At 46.0% G+C, this 19,737-nt stretch carries 20 protein-coding genes; 11 read left to right on the forward strand and 9 right to left on the reverse strand.

Annotated elements, in window-relative coordinates; translation table 11 throughout:
* The first annotated feature begins 134 nt into the window (after positions 1-134).
* A complete protein-coding gene (locus tag D9A03_RS17700; protein ID WP_120498512.1) occupies positions 135-983 on the forward strand; it encodes a thioredoxin family protein in 849 nt (282 codons plus the stop codon).
* A 44-nt stretch (positions 984-1,027) separates the two neighbouring features.
* Here D9A03_RS17700 and D9A03_RS17705 read toward each other — a convergent pair whose 3' ends face one another.
* A complete protein-coding gene (locus tag D9A03_RS17705; protein ID WP_120498513.1) occupies positions 1,028-1,297 on the reverse strand; it encodes a hypothetical protein in 270 nt (89 codons plus the stop codon).
* A gap of 123 nt (positions 1,298-1,420) precedes the next feature.
* Positions 1,421-3,322 carry a molecular chaperone HtpG gene (gene htpG, locus D9A03_RS17710; RefSeq protein WP_120498514.1) on the reverse strand — a complete coding sequence of 634 codons (1,902 nt, stop codon included), beginning with the start codon at positions 3,320-3,322 and terminating at the stop codon, positions 1,421-1,423.
* Between the two features lie 235 nt (positions 3,323-3,557).
* Between htpG and D9A03_RS17715 the strand changes: the two genes are divergently transcribed.
* Complete coding sequence (locus D9A03_RS17715; protein ID WP_120498515.1) at positions 3,558-4,202, forward strand: hypothetical protein; 645 nt, start codon at positions 3,558-3,560, stop codon at positions 4,200-4,202.
* Positions 4,203-4,250: 48 nt separating this feature from the next.
* On the opposite strand, the gene D9A03_RS17720 is transcribed toward D9A03_RS17715, so the two are convergent.
* Positions 4,251-5,126, reverse strand: a complete 876-nt coding sequence (locus tag D9A03_RS17720; protein ID WP_120498516.1) for a copper resistance D family protein — start codon at positions 5,124-5,126, stop codon at positions 4,251-4,253.
* Between the two features lie 15 nt (positions 5,127-5,141).
* Positions 5,142-5,501, reverse strand: coding sequence for a copper resistance CopC family protein (locus D9A03_RS17725; protein WP_120498517.1), 360 nt, complete (start codon positions 5,499-5,501; stop codon positions 5,142-5,144).
* Between the two features lie 240 nt (positions 5,502-5,741).
* On the opposite strand from D9A03_RS17725, the gene D9A03_RS17730 reads away from it, so the two are divergent.
* From D9A03_RS17730 to D9A03_RS17740, 3 genes are read left to right on the forward strand one after another with little or no spacing between them, the layout of a single operon-like run.
* Entirely contained in the window at positions 5,742-8,504 is a 2,763-nt protein-coding gene (locus tag D9A03_RS17730) for a helicase-related protein (RefSeq protein ID WP_120498518.1), read from the forward strand.
* 11 nt (positions 8,505-8,515) lie between these two features.
* Complete coding sequence (locus D9A03_RS17735) at positions 8,516-8,911, forward strand: RNA-binding S4 domain-containing protein (protein ID WP_120498519.1); 396 nt, start codon at positions 8,516-8,518, stop codon at positions 8,909-8,911.
* 12 nt (positions 8,912-8,923) lie between these two features.
* Positions 8,924-9,544, forward strand: coding sequence for a transglutaminase domain-containing protein (locus D9A03_RS17740; RefSeq protein ID WP_120498520.1), 621 nt, complete (start codon positions 8,924-8,926; stop codon positions 9,542-9,544).
* 33 nt (positions 9,545-9,577) lie between these two features.
* Here the strand turns inward: D9A03_RS17740 and D9A03_RS17745 are convergent, their stop codons facing one another.
* Positions 9,578-10,477, reverse strand: a complete 900-nt coding sequence (locus D9A03_RS17745) for an EamA family transporter (protein ID WP_254055084.1) — start codon at positions 10,475-10,477, stop codon at positions 9,578-9,580.
* 83 nt (positions 10,478-10,560) lie between these two features.
* Between D9A03_RS17745 and D9A03_RS17750 the strand changes: the two genes are divergently transcribed.
* The gene (locus tag D9A03_RS17750; protein WP_120498522.1) at positions 10,561-11,478 is read left to right on the forward strand and encodes a LysR substrate-binding domain-containing protein; all 918 of its coding nucleotides are present in this window, start codon (positions 10,561-10,563) and stop codon (positions 11,476-11,478) included.
* A gap of 2 nt (positions 11,479-11,480) precedes the next feature.
* On the opposite strand, the gene D9A03_RS17755 is transcribed toward D9A03_RS17750, so the two are convergent.
* Entirely contained in the window at positions 11,481-12,152 is a 672-nt protein-coding gene (locus D9A03_RS17755) for a DUF938 domain-containing protein (protein WP_120498523.1), read from the reverse strand.
* Positions 12,153-12,323: 171 nt separating this feature from the next.
* Here D9A03_RS17755 and D9A03_RS17760 point away from each other — a divergent pair, with 171 nt between their 5' ends.
* From D9A03_RS17760 to D9A03_RS17780, 5 genes are all read left to right on the forward strand, one after another.
* Positions 12,324-12,788 carry a TerB family tellurite resistance protein gene (locus tag D9A03_RS17760; protein WP_120498524.1) on the forward strand — a complete coding sequence of 155 codons (465 nt, stop codon included), beginning with the start codon at positions 12,324-12,326 and terminating at the stop codon, positions 12,786-12,788.
* A 78-nt stretch (positions 12,789-12,866) separates the two neighbouring features.
* Complete coding sequence (gene fdxA, locus D9A03_RS17765) at positions 12,867-13,205, forward strand: ferredoxin FdxA (RefSeq protein ID WP_120498525.1); 339 nt, start codon at positions 12,867-12,869, stop codon at positions 13,203-13,205.
* 471 nt (positions 13,206-13,676) lie between these two features.
* Positions 13,677-14,174 (forward strand): CarD family transcriptional regulator, encoded by a 498-nt coding sequence (locus tag D9A03_RS17770; protein WP_046504421.1) that lies wholly within the window; start codon positions 13,677-13,679, stop codon positions 14,172-14,174.
* A gap of 164 nt (positions 14,175-14,338) precedes the next feature.
* The gene (locus D9A03_RS17775; protein ID WP_120498526.1) at positions 14,339-15,139 is read left to right on the forward strand and encodes a hypothetical protein; all 801 of its coding nucleotides are present in this window, start codon (positions 14,339-14,341) and stop codon (positions 15,137-15,139) included.
* Positions 15,139-15,825 carry a YafY family protein gene (locus D9A03_RS17780; protein ID WP_120498527.1) on the forward strand — a complete coding sequence of 229 codons (687 nt, stop codon included), beginning with the start codon at positions 15,139-15,141 and terminating at the stop codon, positions 15,823-15,825. Before D9A03_RS17775 ends, D9A03_RS17780 begins: the two co-directional genes overlap by 1 nt.
* Here the strand turns inward: D9A03_RS17780 and D9A03_RS17785 are convergent.
* Genes D9A03_RS17785 through D9A03_RS17795 form a run of 3 tightly spaced genes read right to left on the reverse strand, consistent with a single transcriptional unit; the run spans position 15,822 to position 19,724 of the window.
* The gene (locus tag D9A03_RS17785; RefSeq protein ID WP_120498528.1) at positions 15,822-17,729 is read right to left on the reverse strand and encodes an adenylate/guanylate cyclase domain-containing protein; all 1,908 of its coding nucleotides are present in this window, start codon (positions 17,727-17,729) and stop codon (positions 15,822-15,824) included. The two genes, D9A03_RS17780 and D9A03_RS17785, sit on opposite strands and share 4 nt — an antisense overlap.
* A 14-nt stretch (positions 17,730-17,743) precedes the next feature.
* Positions 17,744-19,249 (reverse strand): M48 family metalloprotease, encoded by a 1,506-nt coding sequence (locus tag D9A03_RS17790; RefSeq protein WP_162938226.1) that lies wholly within the window; start codon positions 19,247-19,249, stop codon positions 17,744-17,746.
* Between the two features lie 40 nt (positions 19,250-19,289).
* Positions 19,290-19,724 (reverse strand): rhodanese-like domain-containing protein, encoded by a 435-nt coding sequence (locus D9A03_RS17795; RefSeq protein WP_120498530.1) that lies wholly within the window; start codon positions 19,722-19,724, stop codon positions 19,290-19,292.
* Positions 19,725-19,737: the final 13 nt, after the last annotated feature.

Consider the following 19,737-nt stretch of genomic DNA (forward strand, 5'->3'; position numbering starts at 1 on the left):
AGGGATGGACTGCCTTCTTTCTTTAGGTGAGAGGTTCTGAAGAATTACAGGTACAGGGCAAGCTTTGCCCTGCTCGCGTAAACTTGAAGTTGACGTGACTGGAGCTCTTGCGGAAAGAGGCTTAGTCTTTGAGTATGAAATATTTAAAGACTCTATTTAAACGTCCGTTGGTGAAACTTGCTTTTGTGGCATTTGGCCTTTCTTCTGCTTGGGCATACATGGCGATAAGTGGACCATCAGCCGAGGTTGTTCAGGCTGCGGAAAAACGGCTTGCTCAAGGACAATTGGTGGCTCAGGCCGCGAATGTTGCGGGCCTTTCCGAAACAGCGCCTGTGGTCATTGAACTGTTCACGTCGCAAGGCTGTAGCTCCTGCCCGCCTGCTGATGCGCTTTTAACCGAGCTTGCTGATCAGCCCGGAATTATTGCTCTGTCGTACCACGTTGATTACTGGGATTATATTGGATGGAAAGACCCTTTCTCTAGCCCGGAAGCGACGCAACGGCAGCGTGATTATGGCTCGAACATGTCTTTACGTTATGTTTATACGCCGCAGTTGGTTATTGATGGGCGTAAGGAGCTGGTGGGGTCGCGACGAGGTGAAGTTCTGCTCGAAATAGAAGAGGCTGCAAAAGCGGGAAAAGCTGTGTCTCTCTCTATTGCGGGGAATACCCTGTCTGAGCCAACGGTGAATTTCAGTAACGAACTTCCTCTTGGTGGATCGGCGACCTTGTGGGTGGCCGTTTTTGATGAACAGCATGAGACCGAAATTCAACGGGGCGAGAACAAGGGTTTGTTTATGGTCAACAAACACGTTGTTCGTGGATTTGAACGTGCGGGGGAATGGAACGGTACAGATCCTTCCCTTTCATTTAGCTTTGCCTCATTGAGATTGTCACCAAACGACGGTTATGCCTTGTTATTACAGGATGGTACCGGTGGCGCAATTCTTGGAGCTGTTTTACATGAGAGCAATCCTGGCTAATTGACCACAAATGCAAAGATAATTTTCATTGTGTTTAATGTGCTTTATTTAATAGCTAAAGCCAGTTGGTAAGTTCTATTCAGTTTTTTATGGAAATCATTATTTATTGAATTGGGGCCGTCGATCACAAGGTCACTGAGGCTTCCTGCACCTCCAAGATAGCTCGTAAAAAGATCTATACAATAACCATCTGATTGAGCTGCAATATTTATAACTCTTCTAACCTTGTTCGCCCAGAACGAAGAATCATGTTTGTTTAGAAAACCTTCAAGATCTTCTAAAGCGGCTACAAATTCTATGATTGTGGAATTCATGAATGGTATTGCCATATGGAAATATCGTGTTGGTTTATTGTAATCAAAAATTGTACAAATGAGAAACCCCGTACAAAAAATTAATTATGTACGGGGTTCTGTGTTTAGTGCCAAGCTAGGTGCTTATAAAAGGCCTTTGCCCATGACCCGGGACATACGTTGCGCAAATGTCGCGGCATCGGATGGCATCTGTCCTTCGAGAATTCTTGCCTGATCCAGCAAGAGCCAGGCAATGTCTTCGAGCTCTTTGGCTGCGCCGTCTTCTTTGATCAAGTCGGAAAGACGTTTGACCAGATCGTGTTTCGGGTTGATTTCAAGAACCCGTTTACTGGCTTCATCGACCTGTTTATGGCTCCGCAGAATACGTTCCAGATGGATATCCATATCCCCTTCGTCTGCCACAAGGCAAACGGCAGAGTCAGTCAGACGCTCTGAACTGCGAATATCTTTCACTTCCCCTTCTAGGGTTAGTTTCATATAGCCTAATAGAGCACCCAGTTCTGCTTTGTCGTCTTCTTTATCTTTGGCAGAATCATCTGTGTCATCTGTACTGTCGATCTTGTTCAAGTCTGCACCACCGCGGGTAACAGATTTGAAGCCTTTGCCTTCGTATTCGTTAATAGATGTTACCCAGAACTCATCGACAGGATCGTGAAGAACAAGCACATCGACATCTTTGGCTTTGAAGCCTTCGATTTGCGGACTACGGCGCAGAGCCTGTTCATCTTCACCAGAGATATAATAGATATGCTCTTGGCCTTCTTTCATATTTTCTAGGTAATCTGCGAGGCTAATCCAGCTATCGGTTTTGATGGATTTGAAACGGCAAAGTTTCAAGAGAGCATCTTTTTGCGGAAGATCTTCGTAGAGACCTTCTTTGAGGACAGAGCCGAAGTTTTCCCAGAATTTCAGGTATTCTTCCTGCTCGTTCTGGGCTTTTTTGTCGAGGATGCCGAGGACACGTTTTACAATGCCGCCGCGAATTTTACGCAGCATCGGGTTGTCTTGAAGCATTTCTCGGCTGATATTGAGCGGCAGGTCTTCTGAATCAATGACGCCTTTCAGGAAGCGCATATAGGCGGGAATAAGCTCTTGGCAATCATCGGTGATAAAGACGCGACGAACATAGAGTTTTACACCGTGTTTACGATCCGGGTGGAATAGGTCGAAAGGTTTACTGCCTGGAATGTAAAGAAGACCGGAATATTCCAGGACACCTTCAACGCGGAAGTGTTCACGTAACCACGGGTCGTCATAGGCATGGGCAACGTGATGATAGAATTCTTTGTACTGTTCGTCGGTAACGTCGGATTTGCTTCGTGTCCAGATCGCAGAAGCCGAGTTCAGTGTTTCCCATTCGCTATCGTTTTCTATGCTGCCGTCTTCGTTTTCTGTTGGCGCTTTCTTGAGGCGGATAGGGATCGGAATATGATCGGAGTAAGTTTTGATAATAGTGCGAAGGCGTAGTTCTTCACTATATTCTTTTTGCTCTTCTTTCAGGTGCAGCGTGATGGATGTTCCACGTCCGGGTCTTTCAACTTCGGCAATTGTGAATTTACCTTTGCCATCTGAATCCCATTGCCAGCCTTGATCTTCGCCTGCACGGCGGCTGGTTACACTGACTTTGTCAGCAACCATGTAGCTGGAATAGAAGCCAACACCAAACTGACCGATCAAGTTGCTACCGTCTTTGCTGCTTTCCATCTGTTCCATAAAGGCACTGGTGCCGGAACGTGCAATGGTGCCAAGGTTTTCGATAAGCTCTTGGCGGTTCATGCCAATGCCGTTATCGCTGATGGTTAGCGTGTTGGCATTTGAGTCTATTTCCAAATCGATCCTGAAGTCTGGATCGTCTTTTATCAGGTCACCATCTGTCACTGCCAGATAGCGAAGCTTGTCACACGCGTCAGACGCATTGGAAATAAGTTCGCGCAGGAAGATTTCTTTATTGGAATAAAGCGAATGGGCCACAATGTCCAAGAGGCGAGAAACCTCGGCCTGGAAGGAAAGTTGTTCCTCAGACATGATTGTATAATCTACCTTTTAACTAGTCGAAGTAATATTGCTAATCTCTTGGCTGCTTTCATCAAGAGCAAAAGACATATGGCTTAATAAGACCAGTTTTTCAAGTTATCTCGTTTAGGGACGGTTATACTGGTTTGTTCAAAGCAGTTGCATGAATTTTGTGATCCTGTAAAAACGTACAGATAATTTAATATGATTGTTTGATCCATATGCTCGAGCAAAGGGTTTTATCATTATGTTTAATCAGTTTTCAAAATCGGCATTAGTGGTTGTTTTTTTGGTGCTTGGGGGGTGTGCTGCCGGGCCGAACTCTTCGCCAAATATGGTTTTTGAGCGTAAAGGTGTTGCAGTCCCGACCATGAGCCAGTATCAGTATTGCCATGGATACGGATGTTCAAGTCAGTTGAGCTTAACCATGAGTGAGACCGATAAACAGGGATTGGTCCAAGCTTTTGGTGTGGCACAAACCGCGCAGCAAGAACGGGCTGCTATGGCGAAGGCAGTCGCTTACATGGAACAAATGAATGCTCCAAAAGCCGGTACTGAAAATGACATTGGCGGTACCTTCACAGGCTATGGACAGCCAGGGCAGCTGGATTGTGAAGACGAGTCCGCAAATACAACAACAACGCTGATTTTCCTTCAGGAATTGGGGTTGATCAAACATCACAAACTAAGATCACAGGTTACCCGGGGATTTTTCATCGGTGGATGGCCGCATACATCTGCGGCTGTTGTCGAGGCGTCAACGGGGAAAAGTTTCGCTATTGATTCCTGGTTTGAGAACAATGGTGTGAAGCCGCATATCGTGCCTTATGAAATGTGGTCTTCTGGCTGGGATCCAGAGAAAGACGGACCTGTGCCTGCGGAATTGCAATAAAGCGGATCGGTAATTTATTTTCTGTATACAGATTGATTTGGTTACGCGTTAGCTAAGGCGATGGCCAAGATTTTCCGGTGGAATTACAGTTGTGATGATTGCTGTGAAAATCAAAATAATCAGTACGAGCACGATTTCCGTTTTTATTGACCGTTTGAGTTTTCCGGCAGTTCGTGTCTGATCTGTTCTGAATTGGGGCACAAGCTGTAATTTGTTTAAGGCTGCGAAGCATAACAGTAGAGCAACGAGACTCGCTTTTGCTAAAAGCATTAATCCATAATCTGTTGTGAGACCGTTTATTCCCCCGATGATCAGCCATGCCATGCCTATTCCCGAAGCGAGTAGAAGTGGGACTAGAAAGATGGCGATGTTTCCAAACCGTTCCAGTGTATCTGTTGTAGCTTCTGTTTTTTGATCAATGAGTGTGAGAAGGGGAATGAAACTGCCGATCCAAAAGCAGGCAACAGATAGATGCAAAATAATAAATATCTTCAACAACCACGTTGGAGAATAGAATCCGGTATGTCCTGATAGAGCGTAGGCAATTGGGATTGTTGCCAAAACCAAAAGCGAATAAGCGGGGTGGTTTATCCTTTTTGTAAAGATGATACCGGCAAATCCTAAACAAAGAAACACCTGCGTCTGCCCCGATGAAGAAGAGAGTACAAGAACGAGCATATCCAGATCATAAAGCGCACCGAGATCTCCGGCTGAAAGCCAGGCTACCTGTGCTCCGAAATTAAGAATGATGAGAATGATGCCAAGTAAGCTTGATCTTGCGATGAAGGAGTAAAGCTTTGACTGGATCTCGCTGGTTTCTTTAGAAAATATCTGTAGGAAAAGTAAGGTGCCGCCGGAAAAAAGGCTACAGTTATAAATAACTGCCTTGAGGACTGTGAGTAAGTATTCCGTACTTTCAATCATATGTTCATTTGCGGCTTAGGGAGAAACAGAAAAGTTAATCTGTCCCTTAATTGGATGTCCATCTGCGGAAATTCCCCGCCAGATGACGCTGTAATTTCCTGCGTCCAAAATTGGAGGAATGGCTATTTTTTCTTTTACGGGAGTCAGGTTTTTTTCGTGTTTTAGAGGGAGTTCGTTTCCTTGGTTATCCAATAATTTCAAAGCTGTGATCTTGAGAGTTCCGGGGAAGATGAGCCTTATTTCTTCCGGCGATTTTTTGAGAATGGCTTCGTTTGCCGGAACCGTACTTGTAACGTTTGTATGTGCAATAGTTTCACTTGGAAGAGAGGCTATTAAAAACAAAACTGTCAATAGTGTCGAGAATATTGGTTTCATAATCTTCCTCAAAGATTGCAACTTTTGCTAATCGTTGAATAATATAATCTTTCCAGTAGGGGAAAGGTCAAATTATACGTGGGGGAAGATTATTCGTTCCTGTTGGAATAAGTTTTTGATCTGTAAGGAATCGCATTTTCTTCCCTGATTTTCCCATGTATAACCATCTTATAATTTAAGTTTTTGATTTGGATATTTACGTGTTCAGTTATCACGGCCTCCTTTGTGCAGGAGGGATAGATGAGTTTTCTCGCATCAGCTAAAATCACAGCAGTTCTTGGTCCGACGAATACGGGTAAAACCTATCTGGCGATGGAACGGATGCTCGCTTATAGCTCGGGCATGATTGGTTTTCCCTTGCGGTTATTGGCCCGTGAGAACTATGACAAAGCCGTTGCCACAAAGGGTGCTGCAAAGTGTGCTCTTGTTACGGGTGAAGAAAAGATCCTGCCTAAAACGGCCCGCTACTTCTTCTGTACAGTTGAATCCATGCCTGTGGATAAGCTGGTCGAGTTTTTGGCCGTTGATGAAATACAGTTGGCGGCGGACGAAGAACGGGGACATATTTTTACCGACAGGCTTTTAAATGCGCGTGGTACGGCCGAAACCATGTTTATGGGGTCGAACACAATTGCACCGATCCTTAAGAAGCTTGTCAGAGATATTGAATTTATTGAACGACCACGCTTTTCAAACCTGAGTTTTTCTGGTAGCAAAAAAATCATTCGACTGCCACCTCGGTCGGCCGTGGTCGCTTTTTCTGCGACCGATGTCTACCAACTCGCTGAAACTATTCGACAGCACCGTGGAGGAACAGCCGTTGTTCTTGGCGCGCTGAGTCCACGGACGAGAAATGCGCAGGTGGAGCTGTTCGAAAATGGTGATGTGGATTATTTGGTGGCAACTGATGCAATCGGTATGGGGCTGAATCTGGATGTGAACCATGTCGCTTTTTCCCGAGTGGAAAAGTTTGACGGTCGAATTTCTCGTTACCTCTATGCATCAGAAGTCGGTCAGATTGCCGGACGAGCCGGGCGCCATACCCGGGATGGAACCTTTGGAACCACAAATAATGTTGGACCGTTAGATGAGGATCTGATTGCGCGTGTAGAGAATCATGATTATGACCCGTTACGCGTTATCTATTGGCGAAATAATGATTTGGACTATCGTTCGCCAGAACAGCTGATAAAATCTTTGGAACGACGTGCTGAAGATAAAATTTTATCGCGGGTACGCGATGCCGAGGATCATCAGGCATTAATGGCATTGGCGCAGGAAAGTACAGTTCAAGACAGCGCAACAAACCCTGCGCGGGTCAAATTACTTTGGGAAGTTTGTCAGGTTCCGGATTTTAGAAAAATCCTGACAGACCAACATATTCGGTTGCTTTCTCAGATATATCATTATTTGATAAGCAACCATGGGGTGCTTCCAGAAGATTGGGTTGCAACTCAGATCAAGCGTATTGATCGCATTGATGGCGACATTGATACTTTGGTCGCGCGCATTTCTCATATCAGAACCTGGACCTATATTAGTCACAGATCAGACTGGATAAGAGATAATGAGCATTGGCAAGGCGTCAGTCGTGCGATAGAAGATCGGTTATCGGACGCACTTCACGAGCGTCTAACTCAAAGGTTTGTCGATAGGCGAGCAGCAAAATTGGTACGAAGCCTCCAGGCGGGAGAAAATATAGTGTCGGCGGTTAAAGCAAATGGTGACGTGATTGTTGAAGGAGAACTCCTTGGGCGTATCGTTGGATTCTCTTTTGTCCTGGATGAAAGTCTTCAGGGATCGGATATCAAACCGGGCCTGACAGCTGCGCGCAAAACGCTGTTGAGCGAAATACCTGCACGGGTTTCTACGCTGGAAGAAGACAACGACGGGTCATTCCTGTTGAATGATGCTGGCGAGTTGACGTGGCGGGGTATCCCTGTTGGCAAGTTGATCAAGGGGGAAAGCTCTCTCAGTCCTGCTGTTGATGTTTATTCGACCGAGTTCATTGATAGCCCAATGCGTGAGAAAATCAGGCTTCGTCTTGTGGGTTGGCTAGAACGTCATCTACGAGCACAGCTTAAACCTTTGTTCTATCTGTCTGATGCCAAACTTGAGGGAACTGCTCGCGGTATTGCTTTTCAGGTCATTGAAGGCTTGGGGCTGGTTCCACGTTATCTATTGCGCGATCAGATTAACGGCCTGAGCAAAGCTGACCGGAAAGCCTTGGCTGATCTGGGCTTGCGCCTTGGACGGGAAAGCGTATTCCTGCCGAATTTGAATCGCCCAAGACCAAGTCGGATTCGTGCTTTGTTATGGGCTGCGTGGAACGAAGTTTTTGTCCCTGAGCTTCCCGATTTCGAGAGCAAATATTTTACGCCATCCGACGCGCAGAAAGATATTTTTTGTGCATCTGTCGGGTATCGCCATCTTTCAAACCGCAAAGGGCGCGAGCTCGTTCTTCGAGCTGATATTCTGGAGCGGATTTCTCATGAAGCATATAAGTTGCTGCGTTTAAGTAAGGGTGACGGTGAAAAGAAAGCTGACAAGAAAGAGACTGATCCCAAAGCTAAAGTTATTGAAATTGCTACCCCTGCTGTAGAGGTGCCTGTTGTAGACGACACCGTTGCCGCTGCATCTAATAGAGATGAGAATGTTGCTGGTTCAGAGCCAGAGGTGAAAGCCTTGGATAGCGGATCTGGTGAAGCGCAAGAAGTTAAAAAAGTAGAAGATGATCTGAAGCTTCCTGCGGGATCTTTCATCATCAATGATGAAATGAGAAAAGTTTCCGGCCTTGATGATCAACAGATTGCCTTTGTTCTTAAATCTCTACGCTTTCATCCAAACAGACTAAAGGGCGGTGTCACTGCTTTTAGTTTGCGCGGACCAAAAAAGCAGGACCCCAGGAAAAAAGAAGCCCGGAAGAAACAGGTTGAAGCTGAAAAAGCAAGAATGGCTGATTCTCCTTTTGCTGTCCTTCAGGACATGTCTTTCAAGCGCTAAAAGGTTGTGCGATGGCTGGTGATGAAAAAGCAAGTCTTCGCATTGACAAGTGGCTTTGGTATGCCCGTTTTTTTAAAACTCGTTCAATCGCCAGTACGGTTTGTAATGGTGGCCGGGTGCGGATTGGTGGCAAAGCGGTCAGTAAAGCCAGTCAGTTGGTTAAGCCCGATGATGTCTTGACTTTTACGCAGGGCACAAACATACGTGTTGTCAAAATTCTGGCTTTAGGGAGCCGCCGTGGCCCTGCACCTGAAGCGCGGGAATTGTATGAAGATCTTGCACCGATTGACAATCGTAAAGCTTCTAAGGTAGCTCCTGTCGGGGATACAGCAGTAAGGGATATGGGGGCAGGGCGACCGACAAAGAAAGATCGTCGCGATATAGACAAACTTCGCCAAAATGAATGATGGGTTTGGTTTATGTCTGTTGAAAGAAGTGCTTCTGACCTAGCCTATACCACTTTTCTTTCTGATATTCTGTCCAGACATGATTTGCAGACAGTTTTGGACGTGTATCATTTCGTCCGGCAAATGCCGTATGGCGGTGTTGGGGTGCGGGATCCGCGTGTTGTATATGAAAAGAGAAGCGGTACGTGCTCTGGGAAGCATATTCTCTTGCGGGATTTACTGAATTCTTTGGGGTATAAGGCTAATGTCCTTCAGGTTTTTCTTTATTTTAATAAAGGAATCCCCGTGCATCCAACGATGCCTAAAGAGCTTCAAGAAATAGTACTTACTGAAAAAGTGCCTGACTTTCATAACATTGTTCAATTGGATCTGACTGATTCTACGCAACCTCTTTTGTTGGATGCGACCTGGTCAGATGAAATGAAGTCTTATGGCTTTCCGGTTAATGATGATTGGTCGGGGGAGGAGAACACGCTGCTTGCCGGAAACATTATACGAACTGAAGAAATCAGGACGGATATTGTCGTGCAGAAAGAAAAACTTCTTGCAGGATTGAGCCCTGATGAACTTGCTTTAAGAGACCGCTTTCTCAAGCTTCTTATATCCTGGATTTCTGCTTCGATCTCTGCCTGAAGTTCTGTCTAAATCTCTGGGCGAAAAATTCTTTTAAAATCGAGTGAGAAGAATCCCTGTTCCAATAGAAAAAGCAGCTAGCCATCTGATGATCCCGGCTTTTTCTTTGAGTAAGAATACAGCGATAAACATAGCAAATAGCACGCTGCTTTCTCTTAGGCCGGAAACCAAAGCGATTGGAGCTTTGGTCATTGCCCAGATAGCAATCCAGTACGACCCAAGTGAGAGAGCTCCGGCGACTAAGCCACTTTTCCATTCTGGAAAGGTTTTGGTAATGGCTCCCCTACCTCTAAGAAACAAAGCTGATAGCAACATAATCAAGCTGTCACCGGCGAATAACCACAGGGTGAAACTTGATGCGTTAAAGGATAAACGCGCGCCGATCCCGTCAACTAATGTATAGGCAGCCGTAAAAGAGGCTGTGCAAAAGGCAAAGGCCAGTGCTTTTCTAGAGAGAGGTGGTGTGTTTGGTCCCTTGCTTATAGCCATTGCCATGATGCCTAAACCTATAGAGACGATGCCAAGAGCATTGGTCAGTGAAAGGATTTCACCAAGGTATAGTGTGCTAATAACAGAGACGATTAACGGAGCTGTTCCTCGTGCGAGGGGATATATTTGGCTTAAACCACCCAAAGCATAGGCTTTGATCAGGAAAAACTTGTATCCGACATGTAAAAGGATAGAAGCAAATAGCCATGGCCAGGCATCGCTTGCAATAGAGGGGAAGAAAGGGATCAGGGCGAAAGAAATTGCCCCCTGAAAAAGCGAAAGTAAAAGGATAGCGGAGAAGCGATCCAATCCGATCTTGATAACGGCGTTCCATCCGGCGTGCATAAGTGCGCCAACCATTATGGCAAGAAAGATGATTGTGTCCATTGAAAGAGCTACTTTCTGCTTACTGTCTTGATGTCGTGTGGTAAGATTTTTTCTCACTATTAAAAATGCTTGTTGATTAAATCTTTTGATTTACAAAGTATAAATCGATCATTTCTCTGAATTATGTGAGAAAAACTATCATGAATAGATCGTCGTTACCGCCTTTGAATGCAATCCGTGCTTTTGAAGTCGCGGCCAGAAAAGGCCGCATGGTTGATGTCGCCGAAGAATTAAACGTCACCTATGGGGCGATTAGTAAACAGATCCGTCATCTGGAAGATGTCATGGGGATACGCCTGTTTGAAGGGCCGCGAAATCGGCTACAACTTACAGAGGCGGGGGTGAAACTTCAGCCACAGCTGACGGCGATTTTTGATCAGCTTGAAGCAAGTATTTCCAGTGTGGTTGATAGCGAAGAGGGGGCATTGGATGTTGCTTGTATTGGAACATTTATGATGCGATGGCTCTTGCCGCGATTACATCGATTTTCAGCACATTATCCAAATATTGATGTGCGTTTAAGCACAACGACAGTAACACCTAATCTTGCCAATGCTTCGTGTGATTTGGCGATCGTTGTTGACAGTAATAATTGGCCTCCAAATGTGGATGTCACTCCTTTGTTTACTGAGTTGGTGGGGCCGGTCATGACGCCAGAACTGGAAGCGCGATTTGCCGTTTCTGAGACGGGAAGTCTTATGGAACAAGAAGGTGTGCCTTTGTTACATAGCTTAACCCGAAGGTCAGCTTGGGAAGACTGGTCTACTGCGACTGGTATTCCTGTGTTGGATACTGGAAAGGGGACAGATCTGGAACATATATATTTCATGCTAGAGGCCGCTATGGGCGGATTGGGGGCTGCGATTGCTCCTTGGGCACTGGTAAGTGAAGATATTCGTGCCGGGCGATTGGTCGCGCCGTTTGGCTTTCTGCCCAATGGTCAGGTTTATACCGTTATCTCTCGCGATGCGCGGCGGAAAAAGAATAAAGCATTTTTGGCCTGGATTAAAAGTGAAGCGATGTCCTCGCCACTTTGGAGTGACCCGGGCAATGTTTAGCCTTAGGTTTTGTTAATTTTTTTGAGTTGCAGGAAAAGATTATTGGCTGGCATGGGGTGAATCTTGTTAAGAAGCAAGCCATGGTCTTGAGCAAGGTTCTTTACATCATCAAGTTGTCGAATGCCCCACGATGAATCCTGTTCTTTCAACCATCGATCAAATTCCATGTTAGAGGGGGCAGTTTCTACATCATTTTGGAAAAAGGGGCCGTAAATAAACGCAAGACCGTTTTCGCGCAAAAATTTTGATGCGCCCCGGATGAGGCCGATTGCAACTTCCCATGGGGCGATGTGTATCATGTTGGCACAGAGAATGACGTCAGTTTTATTTTGAAACTCAACGTTCATCTCTTTTCCAAACCCCCAGTCTTTTTGTGCAACATCAATATGAATCGGGACCGAGATGTTGTTTGCTTCAGTTGCCTGAATATGAGCCTTGATGCTGGGAAAAAGATTTGTGTCATATTCGCTGGTTTGCCAGGTGAAGGCAGGCAAGCGTGATCCGATCCATGCAGCGTGTTCGCCTGTTCCGCTCGCGACCTCTAACAACGTTCCTTTTTCGGGGAGATTATTTTTAAGGATTTCGTAGATAGCTTCCCTGTTGCGTTTTGTTGCCGGAGCATAACGTCTGGCATCAGGATCAGGCGGAGATGATTTTGTTGTTTGGGATTGCATGAGATGTCGTCTATGAAAAGTTGTTTGAAGGCTCTTGTGACACTAGATTATAGATGTGTTTAATGGTTCCTGTCTTCAAGATATCGGGGCCTTGAATAAATTAGATCTTTAAGATGAAGCCTTTAGTATAGAGACTTGTTGCAGGATTTGGTCATAGTTGAGGGAAGTTGATTGTTTGGTCGCATAAAAGAATTGTTGGGTGAAATCACTCAAAAGCCACAAGGCGCTCTGGTTAGTCATAGCGATAAAAAAGTTGCAGCAGCAGCTTTGATGGTAGAAGCCGCAGGAATGGATGATGATTTTGGCCCTGAAGAACGGGAAAAGATCATCGAGCTTATCCAAAGTCGATTGGGCTTGAGCGCTGAGGACGGTGCAGAACTACTTTCGCTTGCCGAAGAGAAAGCAGGCAGTTCTAGCCAGCTTTTTGCCTTTACGCGCGTTATTAATGACAGTCATAGCCCTGAAGAGCGTACAGAGTTTATGGAAATGATGTGGGAGGTTGTCTATGCTGATGGTGAATTGCACCATTACGAAGCCAGTTTGATGCGGCGAATTGCCGGATTGCTCTACGTTTCTGATCGGGATAATGGTGATGCTCGTAAAAAAGCTCTTGCTCGGCTGGGCTTGAAAGGGTAAGGCCCTTTTCATAAACCGAAAGGGAAAACAGGATAAATAGAACCTGTGGTTGGTCAGGAGCCAAGTGGAGATTAGACGATGACATATGTCGTCCTGGAAAATTGCATTAAATGCAAATATATGGACTGCGTTGAAGTTTGCCCTGTAGATTGTTTCTACGAAGGGGAAAACATGCTCGTCATTCATCCGGATGAATGTATTGATTGCGGTGTTTGCGAGCCTGAATGTCCTGCAGAAGCTATTTTGCCTGATACTGATCCTGCTTCTGAATCTGTAATGGATCTCAACAAGAAGTGGGCGGATATCTGGCCAAATATCACACGTATGGGTGAAAAGCCTGCCGATGCAGATGAATGGAATGGTGTGGCTAATAAGCTACAGGACCATTTCAGTGACAAGCCAGGCGATACTGGTTGATTAGATGCGTGAGCACCTGTGACAGGGGTGCTCAACGGATCGAGCGAACATTTGACGTTTATTGAAGCGAACGTCGTTCGTTGTTAAAACATAATAAAGCTCTTAAGAACTCTCCAAAATTCGAATTTCAATAGAAACTGCGGAACTATGCTCTAATTGCGTAGCTGGCATGTGCTATGCGAATATTGAAATTTTACTGTAATTCCTGTATAACATATTTGTGACGGATGGTTGCTGGTACGGTGTTGGAACAGGATTTCCCTGCATCTTTAGTAAGTTTCACTTAACAACTGACTTCTTCCCCTGCCAATTTTTATAGAAAAATTGTGTGGGGAAATTGCGTCCATGCGTTTTGGTATGTTTTCTTCTGCATTTTTTTGCAGACATAGGGATAGAGAAAACTGAAAGCATACCTATATGAATATAGGGCTTGGATAAATTCAGGCTGTCAAAACGGAGAGATGAGATCTAATGGGTAAACAAGCAGAATATAGTGCCGGTGATTACGTGGTCTACCCAACCCATGGTGTTGGACGCGTGCAGGGTATCGAAACCCAAGAGATTTCTGGCGTTACGCTTGAATTGCTTATTGTGACTTTTGAACAAGATAGAATGACATTGCGTGTACCTTTGGTACGTGCAGAGAGTTCTGGTCTGCGTAAATTGTCCAGCCGCAAGCTTATGGAAGACGCTCTTACAACTCTTAAGGGGCGTTCGCGTGCAAAGCGGACAATGTGGAGCCGTCGTGCTCAGGAATATGAAGCGAAGATCAATTCCGGTGATCCGGTTTCTATTGCAGAAGTTGTACGTGATCTGCATCGTGGCCCTGAACAACCGGAACAATCCTTTAGTGAGCGCCAGATGTATCAGGCTGCTCTGGAGCGATTGGCTCGTGAATTTGCAGCTGTTGAAGATATCGACGAAGATACCGCAGCAGTAAAACTGGAAGAAATGCTTGCAGCAGCCTAGTTTTACGGAGAACATGTAGAACGCGGTTCCGTTAACGCGGAGCCGCGTTTATATCTTCTTCGTCTTTAATCGCCCGTTTATCGGGCAATCAAGCGAGAATATGGCGTTTCTTTTGCAAGTACTCATTTCTCGCTATAGCTGTAACAGGGGTACCGTCCTTATCCATGGGCGATGTGCAAAAATTTGCAATCCTGACTGCCACGCACCGTATTTGGGCTGTTAGTGCCATTCACGGTGAGGTTGACCCGTTGCGAAATATCCATGCTGCGCTCGAAACGCGATTAAGGCGTGGTGATCGCGTCATCTATCTCGGTAATTTTATGGGGCATGGTGCCAAGGTCAGTGAAACCTTGGATGAGCTCATTTCTTTTCGTCGTTTCTTCCTTGCCAGATATCAGAATTTTTCCCGCGATATTGTTTATTTAAGAGGTTCTCAGGAAGAGATGTGGCAGAAATTGCTCCAGTTGCAGTTCGCGACAGATCCAAGAGGCGTTCTGCAGTGGATGCTGGATCAGGGTGTTGGGGCGTCATTACAAGCCTATGGCTTTAACCCGCAAGAAGGTTTCCGCGAGGCAGCGGCAGGTGCCATGCAGTTAACGCGCTGGACCAACAAAGTGCGTCGAGCCATGCAAGAAAAACCGGGTCATTATCAGGTTTTGGGACAGCTGAAGCGTGCTGCTTATCCCGATAACGGAACGACACTGTTTGTGAATGCGGGCATCAACCCCAGCAGGCCTTTGGAAACTCAAAAAGACAGTTTTTGGTGGGCAAATAAAGGCTTTCAACAGGTTAAAGGTAACTTTGGCCCCTTTACACGCCTGTTTCGAGGTTATGATCCTGAACAGGCCGGCCCTAAATATGACGAGCATGCTGTTACGCTTGATGGTGGTTGTGGTTTTGGTGGTAAATTAATGGCGGCTTGTGTCGGGCTTGATGGTCAGGTTCTAGAGGTGCTGGAAAGCTAATGCGACGGGCTGACCGTTTATTTCGTCTGGTTCAAATTTTACGCCGCGGCCGCTTGATTACGGCGGATCAACTAGCGGAAGAACTAGAAGTTTCTACCCGCACAGTTTATCGTGATATCAAAGATTTAATTGGCTCTGGCGTTCCTGTTGAAGGTGAGGCAGGCGTCGGGTATTTGCTGTACGAGGGGTATGATTTACCGCCTTTGATGTTTGATGCGGAAGAGCTCGAAGCACTTACCTTTGGTATGGCCATGGTCCAGGCATGGGCCGACCCGAAATTGGCGCTGGCTGCGACAGATGTCCTCCAGAAAATTGATAGTGTTTTACCCGATCTTTTACGTCCCAGATTAGCGAAACCGAGTCTGGTCGCTCATGGTGATGCTTTGCCAGAACCTATTAGTATTGATGTTGGTGATTTACGGCATGGTATCCGAAACCAGAACAAGGTGTTGATTAATTATAGTGATGGTAAAGGGGATAGGAGCCAGCGCACGCTTTGGCCACTTGGATTGCAGCTCTATCGTGCGATATGGATGCTGGGGGCTTGGTGTGAACTACGCGAAGGTTTTCGGGTTTTCCGACTTGACCGCATAGAGAAAATGATCGTTCTGGAAGAACGCTTCCCCCATGAAAGAGGAAAGACGCATGATGATTTCCTGAAGTACTTGGATACACAAAGCTCCTAAGCTTCAGGGTTTTTTAGCTCATAGGCTTCTGTTTCTGTTTCTCTGCCCCTTAAAGCAAAAAAACCTTTTGGATTGGTTTCCATTCTGGAATCATTTTTAATGTAGTTCCATGTTGTGGCTGAAATCAGTGTTTTCACAGTTTTTGTGCTACTCGTCAGTACATCTTTTGCCAGACTTTCAAGGCGCTGTGCAGTATTCACTGTGTCACCGATAAGAGTATAATTAACCCTGCCTTTGGCTCCAATATTGCCCGCAACGGCTAGGCCGCTATGGATGCCAATTCGAATGTTTATCGCTGGCAAGCCCATAGCTTCTCTGCGGTCATTATCTTCTTTTAGGGCTTTTTCTATGCGCAAGGCTGCATGACAGGCATGTTTGGCATGGTCATCCATTTGTGTTGGTGCGCCCCAGAATGCCATGATTGAATCGCCAATGTATTTATCGATTGTACCACCTTCCTGTTCGATAATGGCACCGAGTAAATCAAAATGATGATTAAGCAAATCGGCAAGCTCTGTGGCAGGCATTGATTCACTCAAGGGAGTAAAACTGACGATGTCGGTAAACATGACAGTTATCTCCCTCTCTTCAGAAATAATACCCTCACCATTTGTTTCCATAAGCTGTTTGACCAGCTTTTTGGGTACATAGTTTTCAAACCATTTCAGCCCGCCCAACATAGAATTGTAGGCTGTTGCGGCTGTATCCAGTTCTCTGAACATACTACCGGGAAGACGCTGGGTATGAACAAGATCGAGTTGACCAACCTGTTGTGAGGTTTCGGCAAGGCGTTGGAGAGGAATGGCAATAAATCGGCCAGAGAAAAAGATGATGACGACTGTTATCAAGGCAATGACCAAGGCGGCGATTCCTGTGAGGTAAAGACGTTCGTAATAGCCTTCCAGTTCGCCTTCCATAAAGTAGATGCCGAGGGTTAAATCCTTAAAGCCGTAGTCAGAAAAACTGGTGTGAAGGAACGATAGTTCCCCGGCGAATGAATCTACGGCATGACCTTTGATGTCACCATTTCCAAGTATTTCGGAAAACTCGAACAGAGGCTCATCCCAGATACGTCGCAGGTTGCCATCAATGACTTGGTCAAGAGTTGGAAGAGGATTGTCCGCAGATAGATCCGAACGGCTCATGTCAATCAGGGATGGATGAGCCAGCACTTTATTGCGATCGAGCAGAAGGTAGGTGTGATTGCCGGTCTCTTCATCCAGTTTATTGAAGTAATCGGAAAGAGAACTGATAGAAATGACTGCCCCGATCGCACCGAGATATTTGTCACCTTGGTTGATAGGATGGAATACTGAAATATATGGCTCACCTAGTTCTTCTATCCAGACAACACCGCCCCAATAAACCTGTCGAGTTTGGCCGATGTCCTGAAGTAGAGCTGCAAAGCGGTATTCATTATCACCCTTTTCGTTGCGACTTATAAAAGACGTTTCATCGGTCCACCCGGCCCTTACTGATGATCCGTCTTTTTTCAAAAGGATCATACCATGAACCTGGGGTGTCGCGGCAAGAGCTCCTTTGATCGTTTGGGTTATGGCTTTTTCATCATCAGGATCCAGCAGCCCCTGTTCAACCAGGTCGGCCATATAAGTCACCTGACTTGCGGCTGCGTTTAGATTTTTGTCCAAATGGGAACGAATGGAACCGAAGGTAACCTCTGTAACTTCCCTTGTGAGGGCAAAGGTATTGTCTTTGGCTGTATCAAAGGAAAGCCATATGACAATCGCCAAGGCGATCATGGTCATACTACCAAAGCCGAATGAAAGAGCCATGGCAATTGAGGGACGCCAGTGTTTTTTTATGTCACAGTCCACACGAGGTGAAACTCCGTTTGGTCTGGGAGAAATTTCATTTGGAATGTGTCTGTTTGTAATATCTACCAAATTTTAGGTCCTGATTACTCGGTCACGAGTTTGATTTTTTGGCCGCGTACAAGCTTACTGTTTTTATTCAAGCCATTGAGAACAAGTAGTCGTTCCATTTTGAAGTCTGCGAAGGGCATCTTTTGCGCGAGGCTTGTCAAGGTATCGCCAGAGCGGATGGTGTGGATCTTTATGCGATAGGGCTTGAGCTTGGCGACTTCTGCATTTGAGAGTTTTTTGAACGAGTAGGTTGTCCGTCGGAAGTCTTCTGAGAAGCGGTTAGTTTGACCGGGATCTGTGATAAAGGTAAAGCGGTATACCTTGTTCCCGGCATAACGGATAGCAATTAATCTAAAGTCTTTTTTACCATTCCTGGTATTGATCTGTGTACTGCCTGTGACGGCTTCCATGCCATTGATGGTAATATTTTCAACACCTGTAAGTTTAATCTTTTTAGCCCAAACATTTGTCAGATAGCTTTTAAGGTTGCCACTGACGTCTCCTTTGGCGCCGTCAAAAATGATGAGTGAATCGTCGGGACCAACAGCAGCAACTTTTGTTTTGCTATTGATCAGGCGAAAACCCTTGGGGGCCGTGAAGGTGAGTTTGAGCTCTGGGTGAGAAAACTTTTGCCCACGAATATATCCCTGTGACGGGTTATCCCCATAGAGCATACCGTCAATTTTCTTGAGATAGACATCTCGTCCGACAATAGGATTGTTGACCGTTTTTGTTCCAGCCTGCTGGATTGCGCGTTGGATGCGATCTGCTGTTCTAGGGTGTGTCTGCATGATGTTGAATTGATCCGCGCGCCCGGGATCGCCCGCAATTTCAGCGTCCAGACGACTGCTGGCCTGTAGCTGGCTTAAGAAGTCACCCATTCCATTGGGGTCAAATCCACCACGCGAAAGATAGCGCACGCCCAGAAGATCAGCCTCGAATTCCTGATCCCGAGAGAAACTTCTGACAGCTACGGCACCGGCTGTACCCACGGCTTGTGCCGCCTGTCCGCTGCCTGTCAAAATACCGACACCTGCAGCGAGAATATTTGCGGTCATGGTAGAGCCGTATCGTTCTGCTGAATGTTTTGCGGTGACGTGGCCGATTTCATGCGCGATCACCCCGGCAACTTCTGCTTCGTCGTTGGCCAGGGCCAGAAGGCCTCGGGTGGTGTAAACATATCCACCGGGTAAGGCAAAGGCGTTGACAACAGGACTGTCCAAAAGAGTAAAGGTGAACTTCTGATTTGGTGTTTCAGATGTTTTGGCAAGGAAGTTCCCAAGGCTGTTGATGTAATTCGTCAGTGCGGGATCTTCGTCATAGGTGCCACCAAATTCCTTCACGATTTTTACATGCTCGGTTGCCCCGAGTTTCTGTTCCTGCGCTGGGGACAGGCCGCCATTAAAGAAGGTGCGTCCTGTTGCTTCTGAAGTCGAACATCCAGAGAGCAGAGGTCCGCTGGAAATAAGGGCGAGAGCCAGAAGGGGTGTCTTGAAACGGGAAAGAGTTGTCATCGTCATACGTTCGCGCTGTTTCGTCAAATTGAACCGTTAATTCCTTTATGAGGAATTTATAAAGGAATTATGTCTTTTCTTCGACTTCTAATCCACATTCTTTCCAGGCAGCAAAGCCGCCTTTCATATGGCTGACCTTTGTTACGCCCATATCTTGCAGGGTTTTAGCTGCAAGTGCAGATCGCCATCCTGATGCACAGTGCAAAATAAACTGATGGTCTGGCGAAAGCGCGGGTTTGTAATAGGGGCTATCAGGGGCAATCCAGAACTCGAGCATGCCACGGGGGCAGTGATAACTGCCGGGGATGATACCCTCGCGCTGAAGTTCCCGAATATCTCTTATATCAAGCAGAATAACATCGTCCTGTGAAAGCAGGGCTTTTACATCAGCGGGATCTTGCTCTGTTATTTCTGTTCTTGCTGCGTCCAAAAGTTTTTTCAAACTCACGTCTGCGGATGTTTTTTCTATTGTTTTATTGTCAGGTGTTTTGTTGTCGGGCATCTGTGTTGGTCCT

It is taken from the genome of Kiloniella sp. EL199 (genome assembly GCF_900313065.1).
Taxonomy (GTDB): Bacteria; Pseudomonadota; Alphaproteobacteria; order Kiloniellales; family Kiloniellaceae; genus Kiloniella.

What these genes read in the sequence shown, in the direction of transcription:
- D9A03_RS17700 (WP_120498512.1), top strand. Translation starts at nt 135, where the DNA reads ATGAAATATTTAAAGACTCTATTTAAACGTCCGTTGGTGAAACTTGCT.
- D9A03_RS17705 (WP_120498513.1), bottom strand. Translation starts at nt 1,297, where the DNA reads ATGAATTCCACAATCATAGAATTTGTAGCCGCTTTAGAAGATCTTGAA.
- htpG (WP_120498514.1), bottom strand. Translation starts at nt 3,322, where the DNA reads ATGTCTGAGGAACAACTTTCCTTCCAGGCCGAGGTTTCTCGCCTCTTG.
- D9A03_RS17715 (WP_120498515.1), top strand. Translation starts at nt 3,558, where the DNA reads ATGTTTAATCAGTTTTCAAAATCGGCATTAGTGGTTGTTTTTTTGGTG.
- D9A03_RS17720 (WP_120498516.1), bottom strand. Translation starts at nt 5,126, where the DNA reads ATGATTGAAAGTACGGAATACTTACTCACAGTCCTCAAGGCAGTTATT.
- D9A03_RS17725 (WP_120498517.1), bottom strand. Translation starts at nt 5,501, where the DNA reads ATGAAACCAATATTCTCGACACTATTGACAGTTTTGTTTTTAATAGCC.
- D9A03_RS17730 (WP_120498518.1), top strand. Translation starts at nt 5,742, where the DNA reads ATGAGTTTTCTCGCATCAGCTAAAATCACAGCAGTTCTTGGTCCGACG.
- D9A03_RS17735 (WP_120498519.1), top strand. Translation starts at nt 8,516, where the DNA reads ATGGCTGGTGATGAAAAAGCAAGTCTTCGCATTGACAAGTGGCTTTGG.
- D9A03_RS17740 (WP_120498520.1), top strand. Translation starts at nt 8,924, where the DNA reads ATGTCTGTTGAAAGAAGTGCTTCTGACCTAGCCTATACCACTTTTCTT.
- D9A03_RS17750 (WP_120498522.1), top strand. Translation starts at nt 10,561, where the DNA reads ATGAATAGATCGTCGTTACCGCCTTTGAATGCAATCCGTGCTTTTGAA.
- D9A03_RS17755 (WP_120498523.1), bottom strand. Translation starts at nt 12,152, where the DNA reads ATGCAATCCCAAACAACAAAATCATCTCCGCCTGATCCTGATGCCAGA.
- fdxA (WP_120498525.1), top strand. Translation starts at nt 12,867, where the DNA reads ATGACATATGTCGTCCTGGAAAATTGCATTAAATGCAAATATATGGAC.
- D9A03_RS17770 (WP_046504421.1), top strand. Translation starts at nt 13,677, where the DNA reads ATGGGTAAACAAGCAGAATATAGTGCCGGTGATTACGTGGTCTACCCA.
- D9A03_RS17775 (WP_120498526.1), top strand. Translation starts at nt 14,339, where the DNA reads ATGGGCGATGTGCAAAAATTTGCAATCCTGACTGCCACGCACCGTATT.
- D9A03_RS17780 (WP_120498527.1), top strand. Translation starts at nt 15,139, where the DNA reads ATGCGACGGGCTGACCGTTTATTTCGTCTGGTTCAAATTTTACGCCGC.
- D9A03_RS17795 (WP_120498530.1), bottom strand. Translation starts at nt 19,724, where the DNA reads ATGCCCGACAACAAAACACCTGACAATAAAACAATAGAAAAAACATCC.